This is a genomic window from Proteus sp. fly-1089, from assembly GCF_040138965.1.
Lineage (GTDB): Bacteria > Pseudomonadota > Gammaproteobacteria > Enterobacterales > Enterobacteriaceae > Proteus > Proteus vulgaris_B.
Map to the genome: position 1 here is coordinate 92,141 of NZ_JBEETS010000010.1, position 15,976 is coordinate 108,116.

Annotated in this window: 10 protein-coding genes; 4 read left to right on the plus strand and 6 right to left on the minus strand. The window is 37.7% G+C overall.

Translation table 11 applies throughout. The features are described from left to right. Nucleotide 1: 1 nt before the first annotated feature. The 4 genes from ABN080_RS17495 (at nucleotide 2) to ABN080_RS17510 (ending at nucleotide 2,121) form a co-directional block, all read left to right on the plus strand. Nucleotides 2–334, plus strand: a complete 333-nt coding sequence (locus ABN080_RS17495) for a type II toxin-antitoxin system RelE/ParE family toxin (RefSeq protein ID WP_340895608.1) — start codon at nucleotides 2–4, stop codon at nucleotides 332–334. Between the two features lies 1 nt (nucleotide 335). Beyond that, nucleotides 336–620: a NadS family protein gene (gene nadS, locus ABN080_RS17500; RefSeq protein ID WP_197269428.1), complete on the plus strand. Its 285-nt coding sequence runs from the start codon at nucleotides 336–338 to the stop codon at nucleotides 618–620. A gap of 325 nt (nucleotides 621–945) precedes the next feature. Next, on the plus strand, nucleotides 946–1,152 hold the full coding sequence (locus ABN080_RS17505) for a YbfA family protein (protein ID WP_072070216.1): 207 nt from the start codon (nucleotides 946–948) through the stop codon (nucleotides 1,150–1,152). A 225-nt stretch (nucleotides 1,153–1,377) separates the two neighbouring features. Continuing rightward, nucleotides 1,378–2,121, plus strand: coding sequence for a type 2 GTP cyclohydrolase I (locus ABN080_RS17510; RefSeq protein ID WP_349439380.1), 744 nt, complete (start codon nucleotides 1,378–1,380; stop codon nucleotides 2,119–2,121). Between the two features lie 69 nt (nucleotides 2,122–2,190). Here the strand turns inward: ABN080_RS17510 and ABN080_RS17515 are convergent, their stop codons facing one another. From ABN080_RS17515 to ABN080_RS17540, 6 genes are all read right to left on the minus strand, one after another. Continuing rightward, the gene (locus tag ABN080_RS17515) at nucleotides 2,191–4,260 is read right to left on the minus strand and encodes an SWIM zinc finger family protein (RefSeq protein ID WP_349441630.1); all 2,070 of its coding nucleotides are present in this window, start codon (nucleotides 4,258–4,260) and stop codon (nucleotides 2,191–2,193) included. Further along, the gene (locus tag ABN080_RS17520) at nucleotides 4,257–5,411 is read right to left on the minus strand and encodes a VWA domain-containing protein (RefSeq protein WP_072070213.1); all 1,155 of its coding nucleotides are present in this window, start codon (nucleotides 5,409–5,411) and stop codon (nucleotides 4,257–4,259) included. Before ABN080_RS17520 ends, ABN080_RS17515 begins: the two co-directional genes overlap by 4 nt. Beyond that, complete coding sequence (locus tag ABN080_RS17525) at nucleotides 5,398–7,980, minus strand: DUF5682 family protein (RefSeq protein WP_197269426.1); 2,583 nt, start codon at nucleotides 7,978–7,980, stop codon at nucleotides 5,398–5,400. The genes ABN080_RS17520 and ABN080_RS17525 overlap by 14 nt, the downstream gene beginning before the upstream one ends. 98 nt (nucleotides 7,981–8,078) lie before the next feature. Then, nucleotides 8,079–9,188, minus strand: a complete 1,110-nt coding sequence (locus ABN080_RS17530) for an ATP-binding protein (protein WP_197269425.1) — start codon at nucleotides 9,186–9,188, stop codon at nucleotides 8,079–8,081. A 25-nt stretch (nucleotides 9,189–9,213) separates the two neighbouring features. After that, nucleotides 9,214–12,942: a DUF4132 domain-containing protein gene (locus ABN080_RS17535; protein ID WP_349441632.1), complete on the minus strand. Its 3,729-nt coding sequence runs from the start codon at nucleotides 12,940–12,942 to the stop codon at nucleotides 9,214–9,216. A 397-nt stretch (nucleotides 12,943–13,339) separates the two neighbouring features. Further along, nucleotides 13,340–15,958 (minus strand): DUF4132 domain-containing protein, encoded by a 2,619-nt coding sequence (locus tag ABN080_RS17540; protein ID WP_349441633.1) that lies wholly within the window; start codon nucleotides 15,956–15,958, stop codon nucleotides 13,340–13,342. Nucleotides 15,959–15,976 lie beyond the last annotated feature (18 nt).

Below are 15,976 nucleotides of genomic sequence, written 5' to 3' on the forward strand. Positions count from 1 at the left end.
AATGAGTCATGCAATAGAATTTATTGAAACGTCAGTGTTTACTCAGCAAATCAAGTTATTAGCTACAGATGAAGAAATACGAACACTTCAAAATGAACTGATAGGTAGACCTGATAAAGGCGATCTAATTCAAGGAACTGGCGGGTTACGTAAAATAAGAATGGCGGTAGGTAACCAAGGAAAGAGCGCAAGTGCTAGAGTTATTTATTTTCTAGCAACTAAAAAAGTTATCTATTTAGTTATGGCATACCCAAAAAGAGTAAAAGTGAGTTTAACTGATCTAGAAAAGATGGAGTTAAAAAAGCTCACAAAACGACTTAAAGGCGAAATGTGATATGAGTTTCTTCAATGATTTAAAAGCCTCTTTAGAAGAAGCCGTAGAAATTAAAAATGGCGATAAAAAGGCATCGAAAGTTACTCGTTTTGAAGTTGCTGATGTAAAAGCAATTAGAAAACAACTTAACGTTTCACAAAGCGAGTTTGCAAATGCGCTGGGGACTAGTGTTGATACAGTCAAAAGTTGGGAACTGAAAAGACGTAATCCAACAGGGCTTACCGCAAAAGTGCTTATCGCAATTCATAACAATCCTAGCTTATTTAAAGAGTTAGCTAGTATCTAATTCCTTTAACTTTTTTACTGCTAAATTTGTCTTATTTGGCAGTAAACCCCTATTTTAGAATATTGCATATCTCCTCACTGATTTGATTTTTTTCTTTTTTGATAATTTATCCTCGAAATTATTTACTATTCACTCAGTTAAGTAAAAACACTGATCTTATTTTGTTAACAATTATGTTATTTATGTTTATATTCTGAAATTTAATTACATATCAAGCAAAATAAAGGTGATTTTTCGCACGAATTGAGTGGTCTGATCAGTAGTAAAATTTCATCAAATGAGGTAAAATTTCAACATCAAATTAATCTCTATACAGGAGAGCACTATGCCAGCTTATAACGAATATACAAAAAAACATGTTTTAGCCCGTCGTACTGGTGCTGTTGCGCTAGGTGTTGCGGCATTTCCTGTTATGGTTTTTCATCCTAAACGCGCACAATTTTATAGCTATATACATCGTGTATGGTCTAAAACAAGTGATAAACCAGTTTGGCTGGCAAAATCAGAAGTGGCATTAAATAGCCACAAATAACAGAACATTAAAATAACGCCTACATATGTAGGCGTTATTTTTATCCTCTCTTTCTTAAGCATTTTAGCAATGCTATCTTCTCGTTTTTTCTTAACTTCAAATAATTCGCAAATTTTACGTTACAATAAAGAATAATAGTTTACTTAAACGGGTGCTTTAACCTATTGCTATTTATTAGATTGTTATATAAATAGTGGCATTCGTGATAACAGGGAGATGAATGAAATGAAAAACACTGATCTGGAACGAGTGATTAATGAGAAACTAAGCATTGAAAACTTTCAAGATTATGCACCTAATGGCCTTCAAGTCGAAGGGCGCCCTCATATTCAAAAAATAATCACAGGGGTGACCGCTAGCCAAGCATTACTTGATGAAGCGGTACGATTAAATGCGGATGCGATTTTAGTTCACCATGGCTATTTTTGGAAAAATGAGCCGGTTGTAATTCGTTCAATGAAGCGTAACCGCTTAAAGACATTACTTTGCAATGACATTAATCTTTTTGGTTATCACTTGCCATTAGATGCGCACCCAATCTTAGGTAACAATGCTCAATTAGCATTAAAAATGGGCATTAAAGTTGAAGGTGAAATCATGCCTTTAGTTCCTAAAGGCGTATTTGATTTACCTTTAGCACCGCTTGAATTAAAAGCACGTTTAGAAAAATCATTACAACGCAATGTATTACATTGCGGTGATAATGCACCTGATACTATTCGTACTATTGCTTGGTGTACAGGAGGCGGACAAGGCTTTATTCAAGATGCAGCAGAGCATGGTGTAGATGCTTTTGTGACAGGCGAAGTCTCAGAACAGACCATTCATATCGCAAGAGAAATGGGGGTTCATTTCTTTGCTGCGGGGCACCATGCAACAGAGCGCTATGGCATTAAAGCATTAGGTGAATGGCTGACTCAAACACATCATTTAGATGTGACATTTGTTGATATTGATAATCCAGCGTAAACCCATTTATTGTTATCTTAAAAGCTATCTCTCTTTAATTTGAGAGATAGCTTTTTTTGTTAATACCAATTACTCGTTAAATTGAATAGGTAATGGACTTTGCAATTGTTGCAGATTATCGCATAGCCAAATTAACTGTAATAACGCCCGTGAGTCACGGGAAGTTAATGTCAAATAATAAGCTAATTGATCAGCAATTAATGTCATTCCTAAATCATCTGCGGTGTGTTTGCTTATTTCTAATTGCTCTTTTTGCATTTCAGAGAGTAACTCCCGCCCAGTACATGCTTGGGCTTCTAATACTGACAAAATAGGGCGACAGAATTTTTGTGCCAAGGTCGGCTCACTGTGATGCATTGCTGTTTGTTGCTTACGTTTAGCCATATATTCTTGAATACGGCTAATAAAGCCTGACTGTTTTTTCTTACGTGGAAATTGGTCAAAATCGAGATAAAACAGTTCAATGCCTTTTTCTGTTTTGATCCAAATGGTCGTTGGTAATAAGTCTAAATTGAGATCACGTCGAACGGGTTGTACTGTGACTGCGACAATTTCTAACTCTTTTTTGGTAATAAAGCGCAACTCTTCTAGATTATTTTGTGTTGTTCCTTCCCAATAAAGGCGCAAGAATGCTGAGTTTTCATGATTATCGGATACTTCCCAAATTACACATTGCTCTACCTCATACCAAATTAAAGGTTTGTAGTTTTTGATATGCAGAACAAGAGGGGAGAGAAATCCTTCTGTTTGATGGGCGAAGTAATCGGGTAAATCTTGCCAATTATTGATGCCTAGCTCAGTTTGTAAATTGTTATAGTCCGTAATACCAAGAAAATCCGCTTGATTTTGAGCAAAACTATCACCAATGGTGGCAAGTTTCCCTTCATCAGAAATACGAGGCTCTTGTAATAAAAAAGGACGGCGCATTAATTTATCCGCAGTTTGTTTCCATAATGACAAACTGTTCCAAACACCATAACGATTAAACAAGGTATCTAACTGATTAGGGCGAGCTTGTGTTGCTTGTAATAGCTGTTTTTCTTCACTATCCCAAAAGGTAAATGTTGCTCCTAATGCGCCACTTTGTGCTGTCCACCAATTTGCACCAATTGGAATAAGCGAGAGACTCGTTTTTTTATCGTCATATTGACGACGAAGTTGTCCTCGTAACACTTTTAGCTGTTCTGGTGTTGCATTAGATAATTGGAATAGATAGGCAGAAATATGGGCTAATAAACGCAAGACACGGCTTTCATCCATGGTGAAATGTCTTTCTGCTAACAGTTTAACTTGAGTACTTAATGTTCGTAAATAAGACGCTAAACGAGGTAAACCTTCTGCTCGAGCCGACATATTCAATAAGTGCAACTGTGTGGCACTGCTTAAGCTGATATGTGATAACCCTTGGCGTAAGAGATCATAAATAAACTGTTCAATGGTTGTTATTAACGCTGACTCTTCATCATTAAGAGGGCGTTTTGAAGATTGCACAATGATTAAATCTTCAGGCCAAACCCAAGGTTGAGCATGTTGTTCAAATATTTTAGCCACAATAGCAAGGTGGAATGCTTTTTTCTGTGAGTCAGAAAAAGGCGATAACATGCCATCGTAACCACTGCCTTGTAAGAAAATAACAGGCTCTTCAACATCAGGGAGTTGAATTTTTAACTGTGTCCCTGTGTCTTCTAAATTTAATGTTGTCGTTTCCCACTGCTCAACTAATTTAATGGCCGCACGACAGGCTGGTTTTCCGGCTCTTTTGATTAAGGCTTCCGGCTCAAGAGCAAATAGCGTGGGTAACAGAGGGGCGATTTCAACAGATTCATTAATAGTTTCTGATGATGTTTCAATACTATTATCGCTGTTTGAATGATCGACATTACTAGCTTGGAGCCATAAAACAGCAGCTAAAATATGCTTACAGCAACCAGAAGCAGAACAATCGCAACTTGCTTGTTGAATACCCGCTTCGTGTAAAAAAACATGTTGTCCATCACTACTAAACTGCCCTGTATTGGGATCAGTGAGTGAAACTTTTTCGTTATCAACATCTTTTTTTGCGCGTCTTAACAATCCAGCATTTGCAAAGACCGTTAGCGCATCTTCATCGTAATGAAAGTAAACTGTTTGCCAACTCATTGCATTACCTCTGCTAGCCATTGCGCGAAATGTTCTGGTGTTAAGGCTGCAACTTGCATACCTCTATCCGCGAGTTTTTGTGCAATCGCAGAGTCATAAACAGGTTGAGCCTCATCATCAAGTGCCGCAAGCCCTAATAATTTAACTTGTTGGCTATTAAGGCGTTGTGTGCAATCTAATAAGCGGTTTAATGAGCCACCTTCTTCAAAGTCGCTGATCAGTGAAATAACTGTACGTTTAGGGTTTTTGATCAAACTTTCACAGTATTGCATTGCACCAGCAATATCAGTACCGCCTCCTAATTGTACGGTCATTAAAACCTCAACAGGATCATCTGCTAAATGAGATAAATCGACAACTTGAGTATCAAAAACGACTAAAGAGACATTTACGGCAGGCAATGAAGCTAAAATACTGGCACAAACAGCCGCATACATAATGGAACTAGACATTGATGCACTTTGGTCAACGCAGAGAATAACATCCCAGGGAAAATGCTGTTGCATCCGTGAGTTAAAATAAGGCGTTTCAATGACTAAGCGACGATTTTGGGTATCGTAATGTTTTAAATTTGCGGCAATCGTTGCACGCCAATCAAAGTTACGACTATTAGGCACCAAAGAGCGTCTAAAGCGATTACGACGTCCCGTTAATGATTGGCGAAAATTATTACGAATCTGACGTAAAATGTCTTCAACTACTTTGCGAATAATAGTTTTAACAGCATCTCGTGTTTCTTCGCTCATTCGCCCACGCAAGCTTAATAGTGTTTTGGCTAACGCTTTTGTAGGCTCCATTGCTTTTAACGTATTGGGATCTTTAAGAAAACTACTGATTTGATAACGCTCAATAGCTTGTGATTGCATACGTTCAAAGGTGCTATTAGGGAATAGCTTACGTGCTTGATTTAGCCAGTTTACCGCAGTAAGTTGCGATGCATCGAGTGAACCATGACGTCCTCGCTCTTGGCGAAGCCCTCGGCGCTGATATTCTCGGCGATAGAGAAAGTCGAGTGTACGTTCAACTTTTAAATCATCAGCATTAAAAGTCGCTTGCCCCAGAGCATCATCCGCATATTGACCTAAAATCAGGCGCCAGCGCTTTGCTTGTTGTATTTTATCTTCTGGCATATCGTCATTATGCTGACTCATGGACATTGTCTCCTTTCTCTGCTTTCTTAGTATCAAACCAAGAAATCATGCCTTGTTCCGTTATACGCTGTTGCAGTTTTTGATTGAGTTTTGTGGCTTCAATCATTTGTTTAGCACTAAATTCTGACTGCCATAATGATAGCGCTTGTGTGTCTAAACCAATATCGTTGGCAATATATTGTGCAAGCTCTGCATTTTGCTTGGGATTAAGTTGGCTAAAGGCAAAACGCAGATCAGGTAAGATCTGAATAAAACGTTCTTCATCCCATTGTTGTAACAAGGTATTTAAGTGATCAACCAATAAAGGTAAGCGGATCACAAGCTCTGGTGCTGTTCGCATAATTCCGACAAAATAGCCAATAGCCTGCTCAGGAGAACTTCCGGTACTAAACGTGGCATTTAATGCGTTTGTTAGAGTGGTTTCATCAATATATGAGCCTAAATAACGCAATGCATCAACAGCACCTTTTAATAAAGGCACTGCATCTAGTTGACCATCAAGGCGATTGAGCTGCTGATAGAAATCACTTTTGTAATCATGTGGATTATTAAGTGATGGCATAAATTCAATCAGTTCACGTAAAGAGAGCAAGGCTTGTAAATTGCTTTCTTGTTGTTGTTCATCACCTTGAGCGAGTTGTTCTAAGCAAAAAAATGCTTGAGGGATAACTTGATGTAGTCGATTTTCCAGTGCCAGTTCATCGGTAATATCAAGGTATTGACGACCTCGCCATAAATGGATCAATTTATGTCCACATTGAGTTAATGACTCAAGACGAAAATCTTGCTGAATATAGTTATCTAATAGTTTAAAGAGTGATGGAATACGCTGGTGGAGGCCAATTAATGCTGCTTGGATTAATAACGTGACCGCACTCTGGCTTGAACGGCTTTGCCCTTGTTCTTCAAGCTGTTTTTCCATTGATAACAGCTTACTTAGGGCGATAGCTTCAAGTTGTGAGCCTTTCTCTGATAATGAAATCAGCTCACCTTCTACATTGGGTGTCCAAGCGTATTGCCACTCTTCAAATAACAGATCTAGTTGATGACCAGAAAGAAAATCAGGGCCATTTACACGGTGTGCAAAATGAATTTCTAAGAAGGCCAGTAAATGTAAAAAACGACTTCTTAAGCGATGTTGAGGATTGCGGTACACATCACATTTAGTGGTTTTTGCTAATGTATCATCAAGTTTAAAACGAAAACCTCTAGCACGTTCATAGGTTTCATTTACCAACGGTGGGGTTGCCGTGCCTAATGGAATTTTGCCTAATAGATAGCCGGAAAAACAGGTTTTAATTTCTGTCCACAACTCGTTTTGACTATCATCTAAACTGCCTTTAATAAAGGCACTTTGTAAACCATCAAGCAAATCATAGCGACCCATACCAGCGTGATCTCTAAGTAAAGCGAGACGTAAACTCTGTTCAGCCGCCAGTTTTACAGCTAAATAGCTAGGCGGATTATCAAATTGTTTTTCTCTGATCGCCTGAGCTACCGAGCTTAGAAAAGCAATCCCCATTTTATTGCGATAAATTTGAGTTGGTTGTTTTGCAGCATCATTATTCTCTAATTTATCATGATGTTGTTGCATCAAACTTTGCCAAACTTGTTGATAAAAAGCCGGAGATGGCATACCAGAAGAATAGCCATTAAGTGCATCTAATCTGTCAAAACTGTAGCGAATAAGCCAAGCTTGTTCATTTTCACCCATTTTTTGCATTTTAGTGAATTGCTTTTGTTCTGTGCTAGAAATGGCGAAAGATTGAGATTGTGGATCGGCTAGACCTTCAATTAATGCAAGGGTATGGAATCCCCCTGTGACGATTAAAATTTTGGCATTGGGCTCTTGTTGTTTGATGGTTTGAATATGAGTGAGCATATGTGCTTCACGTTGCGAAGAGCCTTCAGATTCAAGCACTTCAGGTTCATAATCAAGACGCGCAAGTGCACACCAAATAAAGGTATCATTAAAGAGTGCTTGCCAATCTGCTAAAGCTTCAATATTGCGTAGCTCAAAAAGATGCTCCCAAACATCATCATGATCACGGCAATGACATTTTTTGGCTAATTGTGCAATAAATTGGCTATGGGCTAAATAACGTTCTTTTTGTAAGCTACGACTTTGTGAATCACTATATTCTTCGTTATTAACTTGAGCGCCCCAAGGCAAATCGATAAAGCGTGTTTTTGCATTGATGCGTAAACCACCTCGCAATGCTTGCCATTCAGGTGAGTATTCACAAAATGGAAAATAGGCAGAGTGCAGTGATTTTTCTCGTTCTTCTTGGTTACCATCATTATGCAAATATTCTGCTTGCCCCATAATAGCCACCGGAGGCAGGGTATCTTTATCAATTAGGCTTGGAATAAGAGAATTAAAGGTATCAGGGCCTTCAATTAAAATATAGTCAGGCTTTACCGAATCAATTAGTGATAAGACGGCATAAGCACAAGCGGGGCTGTGATGGCGTACAGGGGCAAAATAGAGATGTTGTTGCTGTAACGACGTCCATTTCAGTCGTGCTTGGTCAATTCTTTCTGGCAAAGGTATTGAAGGTAGCGTCACCGTGTCGATCCCTTTTCTGGGTGAAAAGGCAGAGTCAGTGAACTCTGCCTTTAATTGATAAATAACGTATTTATTTTGTAGCAATTAATCTCAGCGTGTTATTGCCAAAACTCTTTTGATGCATCAAAGAACGCTTTCCACTCTTTACTATTTCTTGCGCGTTCTCTAGCTACATTGTCCATGTAATAACGAATACGTTTAATATCATCAGCATTATCTTTTAAAACAACCCCGATTAATTGGCGCGCAATCGCACCCGCATTCATTACGCCATCACCTAAGTAATGTGCTTCTAATGCACAAGCATAAGCAATATTGACCGCTTCTGCGGTAGACATAACCGCATCAGGGGTTTTGATATTACCGCCATCTTTTGTATTACCTGAACGCAATTCTTGGAAGGTGGTTACCAGCAATTCCACTACATCAGCAGGTACAGTCACTTCATTGGCTAAAGAGCCTAATTCATTTTCTAACTGTGATTGAATTAAGCTGATTTCAAATGCCGGATCACGAATGGGTTTTACAGTTTCGAAATTAAAACGACGTTTTAATGCAGCAGACATCTCGTGGACACCGCGATCACGTAAGTTTGCTGTACCGATAAGGTTAAACCCAGGTTTTGCACTAATACGCGCACCGTCACCCATTTCGGGGATCATTAACTGTTTTTCTGACATCAAAGAAACCAGTACGTCCTGAATTTCTGGAGGACAACGGGTTATCTCTTCAAAGCGAACAATTTTACCTTGTAACATACCTTGATAAAGCGGCGATCCCACTAAAGCGCGTTCTGTTGGGCCTTCTGCTAATAACAACGCATAGTTCCATGAGTACTTGATGTGATCTTCTGTTGTGCCCGCAGTACCCTGAATAGTTAGTCCTGAATCACCACTGATGGCGGCTGCAAAAAGCTCTGAGAGCATTGATTTTGCTGTACCTGGCTCACCAACTAGCATTAAACCTTGCTTGCCTAATAATGTGACAATTGCGCGATCAACCAAGGCATCGTCGCCGAAAAATTTAGGCGTGATACCTAACACATCATCACCTAAAATAAATTGGCGTACAGCACGAGGAGAGCGAAGCCATCCTTGTGGTTTAGGATTATTAACATCTGCTTTTGTTAAACGCTCTAGCTCTTGAGCAAATCGAACCTCAGCACTTTCCCTGATTGCTTGTTGTTCCGTGGGTGCTTTTTTAGCCATATTCTTTCCTAGTTATCCCTAATTATTACCAAGGTGTTTTCTTTTCCCATTCAGGATCGAATCCTGCACAAGCTTCAGCGATTTTTAGATAATCAGCATAGCTTTCTGCTAATAAAATTGGCGGAACTTCTTTTAGCTCAATATTATTGCGATCCCAGTAATCTTGCTGATTTTTCTCAAAACTTAAATCAAATAAGACCGCAGGGATGTTTTCTTCTGGTACATAGCTACCACTGAAACCGATATTTACATAGTAGTTTAAACTAGAGAAGAATTTGTAATAGTGAGAGAACGAACCACCATCTTCAGCTGGCCCACGTTGATAGCCCATTTTGGTTAAAATGCCACGTAGTGTGAAGGTATCAGTGATCCAACCTTTTCTATCTTCAATCTCAGTCAGTTTTAGATCTAACTCAGGGATTTTATGTTCCATTTGTGAGAATAAGAACTTCACTTTGTAATCTTTAAAGTGAGCAATCCATGCTTTACGTTCATCTTCATTAACTAATGCCGCGTGGGCTAATTGAATAAATGAGTCGTTTTGTAAAGTGACTTCGTCATCTTCAAGGTTAAGTAATGCGCCATCATCAGAAGGGCGGAACGTATTGATCACTTCGCCATCTTTTACTTCCTGCCAAACTAATTGTTCAATTAATTTATGCATAATTGGGTGAGCTAAAATATATTCCTGCCAATCTGCGCTTAACCATTGACGTTGAGCACACATGGCTTCATATAAACGCACACTTTGTAATTCAATAACTTGTTTAAGTTCTTTTTTACTTGAAGTGAAAAGTTTTTTCGCTTCTTTAATCAACTCTGCATCATCATTTTTGCGCGCGGCAGGTAATGCTTTAACTTCTTTACCTTCTGGATTAAATAGAACAAGCTTTTGTTTTGCATCCATTTTTGCGGTAAAGATACGCTCACCATATTCCAGCACTAATGTTCCGGTATCATCAAAACCTGCGGTTGGAATAGTTCTATCGGCTAATTCATCAGCACTCCAGCCATTACGCTCTGCGATTTGCGTAACTAAATTACGGGCCTTTTCCTGAACAGATGCAGTGCGATAGCGACGAGATAACGAAAGAAGAAGCTGAATGATAATAGGATCATTGCTTGAAGCAACCGCATCAATCATCGCTTCAATTTGAGCACGGCGCTGATAATGATCGCGCATATAGTTGCGCAATACAGATACCGCAACATGGCCTTCAATTCCGCAGATAAGCGCAAGCATACCTTTATCACTGATTGCTGAGCCTAAATAACGACGTAATACCTCGTTTTTAATCTCTTCAACCACTTGTTCTAAAGTGAAATTTTCATATTTAGCATAATATTCAGGATAACGTTTAGCCCAGTTTTGATAATTACTTAAACGCCCCGGCGCTTCACGTTGTGCTTCTACCATCGCTTCTTCCAGTGATGGCCCTTTAATATCCTGAGCAACGAAGGTATGTAGAATAAAACTTGAAAGTTTATGTTGGCTATCGGTAGAAAGCAGTCCGATATAACGTTGCAATAACGCGTTGCCTCCTGGCATTTTTAATTTTACTGCCAGAATAATCCACCAACGGATAATCGCGGGATCAACCGCTTTTTTATTTTCCCATGTGAGTGCTGGGATTGCCTCAAAGTTAAACCAAGCAAGGCTTGCTGGTGCTTTGGCTTTAAGGCCTTTTTCAGCTTCTGCTAATAACGTTTTTGGCGATAAGTAGCCTGAAATGTCTTCACCTAATTGCTCTAATGCAGTGAGTAAAGAGGCTCGAACTACTTCGCGTTTCTCTTTTTTCAATAAGGCATTAAGTGCAGGTAAGGAATCCGGATTATTTAAGCGAGCTAACCATTCAATGGCTGTAACACGGATCTCTTGTTTACTAGAGGTTAATCCTTCTTGTGCACTTAAATGAATATTAGGTAGTGTTTCTAATAATTTTTGTGCAGAAACGCGGTGTGTTTTATTTTCACCTAATGCCAATTCCATGATACGTGGAACAAATTGTGCCGGAATTGTTGGGAAACGACCTAATACTTCAATACCTTGTGATGTTTCAAATTGGCGATAGCGATGTTCACTTTGGTTTGGCATTAAGTTTAGTGCTTCTGCAATATAATCAGTATGTTGAGAGAAAAAAGGCCAAACTTGTTCTGGTTTACGAAAACGACGTAAGCCATCTTGATAAGATTCTAAGCATAGTGCGGCGGTGATACGGGCTGCGCGTTTGAAGCTACATCTTTCTAATGCATTTTCAACTTGTCGTAATTCAATATCACTAAATAAACGCTCAGGAATATCGCCATTAAAGTAGTGAGAAGAAAAGTGATCGGCATGTTGGCGGTTGTTGGTTATCACACGCACAGCATGGAAGAATGTGTATTCTGGTAAATTAGGAATACGATTTTTGTGTTTAATAATTAGGATTTCATTCGACTGAATAGTACCTTGCCCGCTGTTGAGTTTATCAACTAATGCACGACATTGTTTTTCATCGATTTTAGATAAATCTTTATAATGACGTTGTGCCCAATTATAAGAGTGCTTCGATGTTTTATTTTCTTCAATTTCGCGTTCAGCATTTTCTTTCGCTTTAGCTAACATCTCATTGAAGTTACTGACCATAATATCACGGGCACTATCGGGTAATGGAGTATCTTCTAATGGCGTAAAATCAGGCGCTTCGATGGCATCAACGGTGTTTGCGTTATCAGCAACGCTAAAACGTTGTAGGGCACTTTCAATGCTCTTGATGACTGCTTTTGAGGTTTCATGTTTTAATGCTTCTTCAAGTGCATCACGGTTTTCACCTTGGCGAGCAAATAAATCAGCTGCTTGTGTACGTTGTTTTGGCGTACCATTCATTAAAACATGGGTTAAATTTTCTTTTACAATTTTAGCCGGTAAGGTATTCAAAATAGGTTCTGCGGCTTTTTTCACTGTTTTTAAACTGCTGGTGGCAAGTAAAACAATAATATCTGCAAAGGTATCGCGTAATATCGTATTTTTATTTAGATAGTTAATTAGCTCAACTAAACCATTTGCTGAAAGTTTTTCAATTAATTCTGTTCTAATAAACTCTTGATGTGAAAGCAGATAATCTTTTAAATCATGGAGTTCATAAATACGCTTAAGATTAGAAGCATAATATTCAGAGATATCTTTTCTATCGAATACCGCGAATAATGCATTTTCGCCTGCAATATTGGCCTCTGCTTCGGCCATTTTGGCGATAAATTCCATACTCCAATGTTTACGATGCTCTAAATTAAGATTACGTGCATTATCATAAGTGGTGTAAAACGCATCAACTAACAGGTAAATAACCCAAGTTGGCACTTCAGTTGTTGTTACTTTGATATTGATATCTTGGCATGCGGCTGCAATGACTTTCGCATAACGAGCAACTTGTTCTAAGGAAAAGCTTTCGCCAACTTTAGAGTAGAGTTTATGGCGGGCATTAAGACCTTGGGTGATAACTTTACTATATTTTCCTGTATCAATATTACTGGCATACCACCATTCTAATGTTCCTGCACGATGAAAATAAACGGCTGCTTTTGCTGCATCTAGTTTATTTAATTCAAAAAGAATTTCAGGGTTTTTACCTGTAAGTACATAATCTAATGCACGTTTAGGTAATCCTTCATCAAATATAGCAAGCAGTACAAGAGATTCTTGGAGATATTTCTCAGTAATATCGACGTCTTTTTTCCCAAAAATAGGAAAAATGTCTAAGATTTTTTTTATCACGCCAGTTCCTTAAGCTATGTATGGATAAACAGTTTTTTTTACCATGAAATAGCGAAACGAACAATTTGATTATTACAGTTGGGATCGTGGGCAAGATATATCATTTGTTAAATTTATAGATATAAACGCTAAAAAAGCTAACCTAGCTTTATTAATATTCAATTCTGCAATATATAAAACACTATATCAGGAAAAAGTGCTGAAAATGAAGAAGTGATAATAAAGGCATTTTTTGTGGTATTTAAAAAATTTAAGAATTGTCTGTTTAATAAAGTAAGCGTTAACCCTTAGCTAAACTGATTGAAAATTAACAGCAAAAAATGAAGCTTAATTCTGCTGGAAAAAATCCCGTACTTTTTATTTAGTACGGGATAAGAAAATCATCAGTGAATAGTGTTTACCAAGGTAGCTTCTTTTCCCAATCAGAAGAAAAACCCGCGCAAGCATCTGCGATTTTTAAGTATTCCGCATAGCTTTCTGCTAATAAAATAGGTGGAATATTTTTGATAGCTAATTGATGCCTATCTAATCCACTTTGGCGACCTTTTTCAAAAACTAACTCTAATAATGCGACAGTGACATTTTCTTCAGGTACGCAGTTACCACTAAAGTTGATAATGACACTGAGATCTAAGCCAGAAAAATATTTGTGATAACAGTTATAAAATCCAGCATCTTCTACTGAGCCACGTTGATAGCCTAATTTTGTCATTGCGCTTCTTAATGTATAGGCATCTGTTAACCAACCTTTTTTCTCTGCGATCTGAGTTTGTTTATCTTCTAATATTGGCATGTCATGTTCTAATTGGGTGAATAAAAACCTTACTTTGTAATCTTGAAAATGTGCTAACCATGTGTGTTTTTCTTCTTTATTTAAAAATACGCAATGTGCTAAACGAAGAGATGAATCACTTTGTAATGTAATTTCTTCATCTTCAATATTTAATAAAGCACCATCATTTGAAGGACGAAATGTATTAATGATTTTATCATTCTTAATTTCTTGCCAAATTAATCGCTCCATTAATTTATGCATAATCGGATTAGCTTGAAGAAATTCTTGCCAGTCAGTGCTTAGCCATTGGCGTTGAACGCACATTGCTTCGTATAAACGTAATGTCTGTGATTCGATAATCTGCTTTAACTCTTTTTTACTTGATGTGAAGTGTTTTTTTGTCTCTTTAATTAGTGTGCTGTCATCACTAACGCGAGGAGCTGGTAATGCTTTTATCACTTTGCCTTCGGTGTTAAATAGGACAAATTGCAGTTTGTCGTTAATTTTTGCAGTAAATGTGCGTTCACCATAATCTAAAGTCAGTACACCTGAGTCATCAAGTCCGGCAGTTGGTATGGTTCTATCTGCCAGTTCATCTTCAGTCCAATTATTGCGTTGGGCTATTTGGGAGATTAACTGTCGTGCTTTAGTTTGAATAGATGCTGCACGATAACGGCGAGAAATAGAAAGTAAAAATTGAATAATAATTGGGTCATTACTTCCACCAATAGCGTCAATCATCGCTTCTATTTGTGCTCGGCGTTCATAATGGTCACGCATATAATTTCGCAATAAAGGTACAGCAATATGCCCTTCAATTGGAAAAATAAGTCCTAACATCCCTTTTTCTTTAATTGCTGACATAGATGCTGAATAAGACACTCCTGAGCTTAAGTAAATTCTCTCTTCTGATGGCGTATCAACATCTTGAGTAATAAAGGCAATTAATAAGAATTGAGCCAGTGTTTGTTGGCTTTTCAAAGAAAGCAAATTGATATAATGGTGTAATAATGAGTTACTCGCAGGGAGCTTTAATTTTACTGCCAATACTATCCACCACTGAATAATTCTTGGTTCAACAGTTTTATTATTTTTCCATGTCAGTTGAGGGAGGGCGTTAAAATTAAACCACGCTAAATTATCAGGAATCTTATTTTTCAGGCCAATTTCAGCTTCTGCCAATAACATTAATTGATCGAGATAATCTGATATATCTTCGCCAAAATGTTCGAGTGCAGTAATTAACAGAGTCCGAACGACCTCATCATTTTCTGTTTTTAATAAAGTGGCTAAAGCGGGTACGGCATCATGATTATTGAGTGCAATTAACCAATTTATTGCAATAATTCGAGAGTTTTTTTTCTTTGAAATTAGACCTTCTTGAATAAATAAGTGAGGCTCTGGGAGTTTTTCAATAAGTTTTTGTGCATCAAAGCGATAAATTTGTGTATCACCTAAAGCCAATTGTAATATTTTAGGAACAAATTGCGATGGAATAATAGGATAGGTTTCTAGCACACGAAGGGCATTATCAAGGCTAAATTGATCGCTCTCACTACTGCCTTGATTTGGGATAAGCTTTAATGCTTCAGCAATATATTCTGGGTGTTGGTAATAAAATGGCCAGATTTGTTCAGGTCGTAAGAACTCTTCTATGCCGTATTGCCCAAGGAAAAAATCAGCAACAATACGTGAAGCATTAGGGTAATTTCGTTGGATCAGAACTTCTTCAATATGACGTAATTCAATATGTTCAAAAATATGGGCTGAACCATAATCATTAATAGTATAACTGGAAATATATTTCGATGAAGGATCGTTATCTAATGAGCGAATAAGATGAAAAAGGGTGAACTCAGGTGAGCTTGGAATGCCATTCTTATAGGTAATGATCTGACAGTCAAACTTATTTAAAATACCGTTACTTGAATTAATCTGAATAAGAATGTTTTTTAAGCTACTTTCATTATATTGAGAAAAAGCATCATAATTTTCTTGAGCCTCTTTATAAACAAATGAAGAGTGTTTATTCCATTTTTTCTCCTCAATTGCTTTTTGCTTCATTTCTTTTAATAGTGCTTGATATGAGGTGATAATTATCTCATATACCCTATCAGGCAAAGGTGTGTCTTCTAATTGAATTAATGCTGGTATCTCAATGGAATAAAGATTATTTTCGTTACTAAATTGTGCTAGTTTTTTGTCTAAATTCTTTTGTGCCACGCTTATTCCATTTGCCATTTTTTATCCTTCTTCATT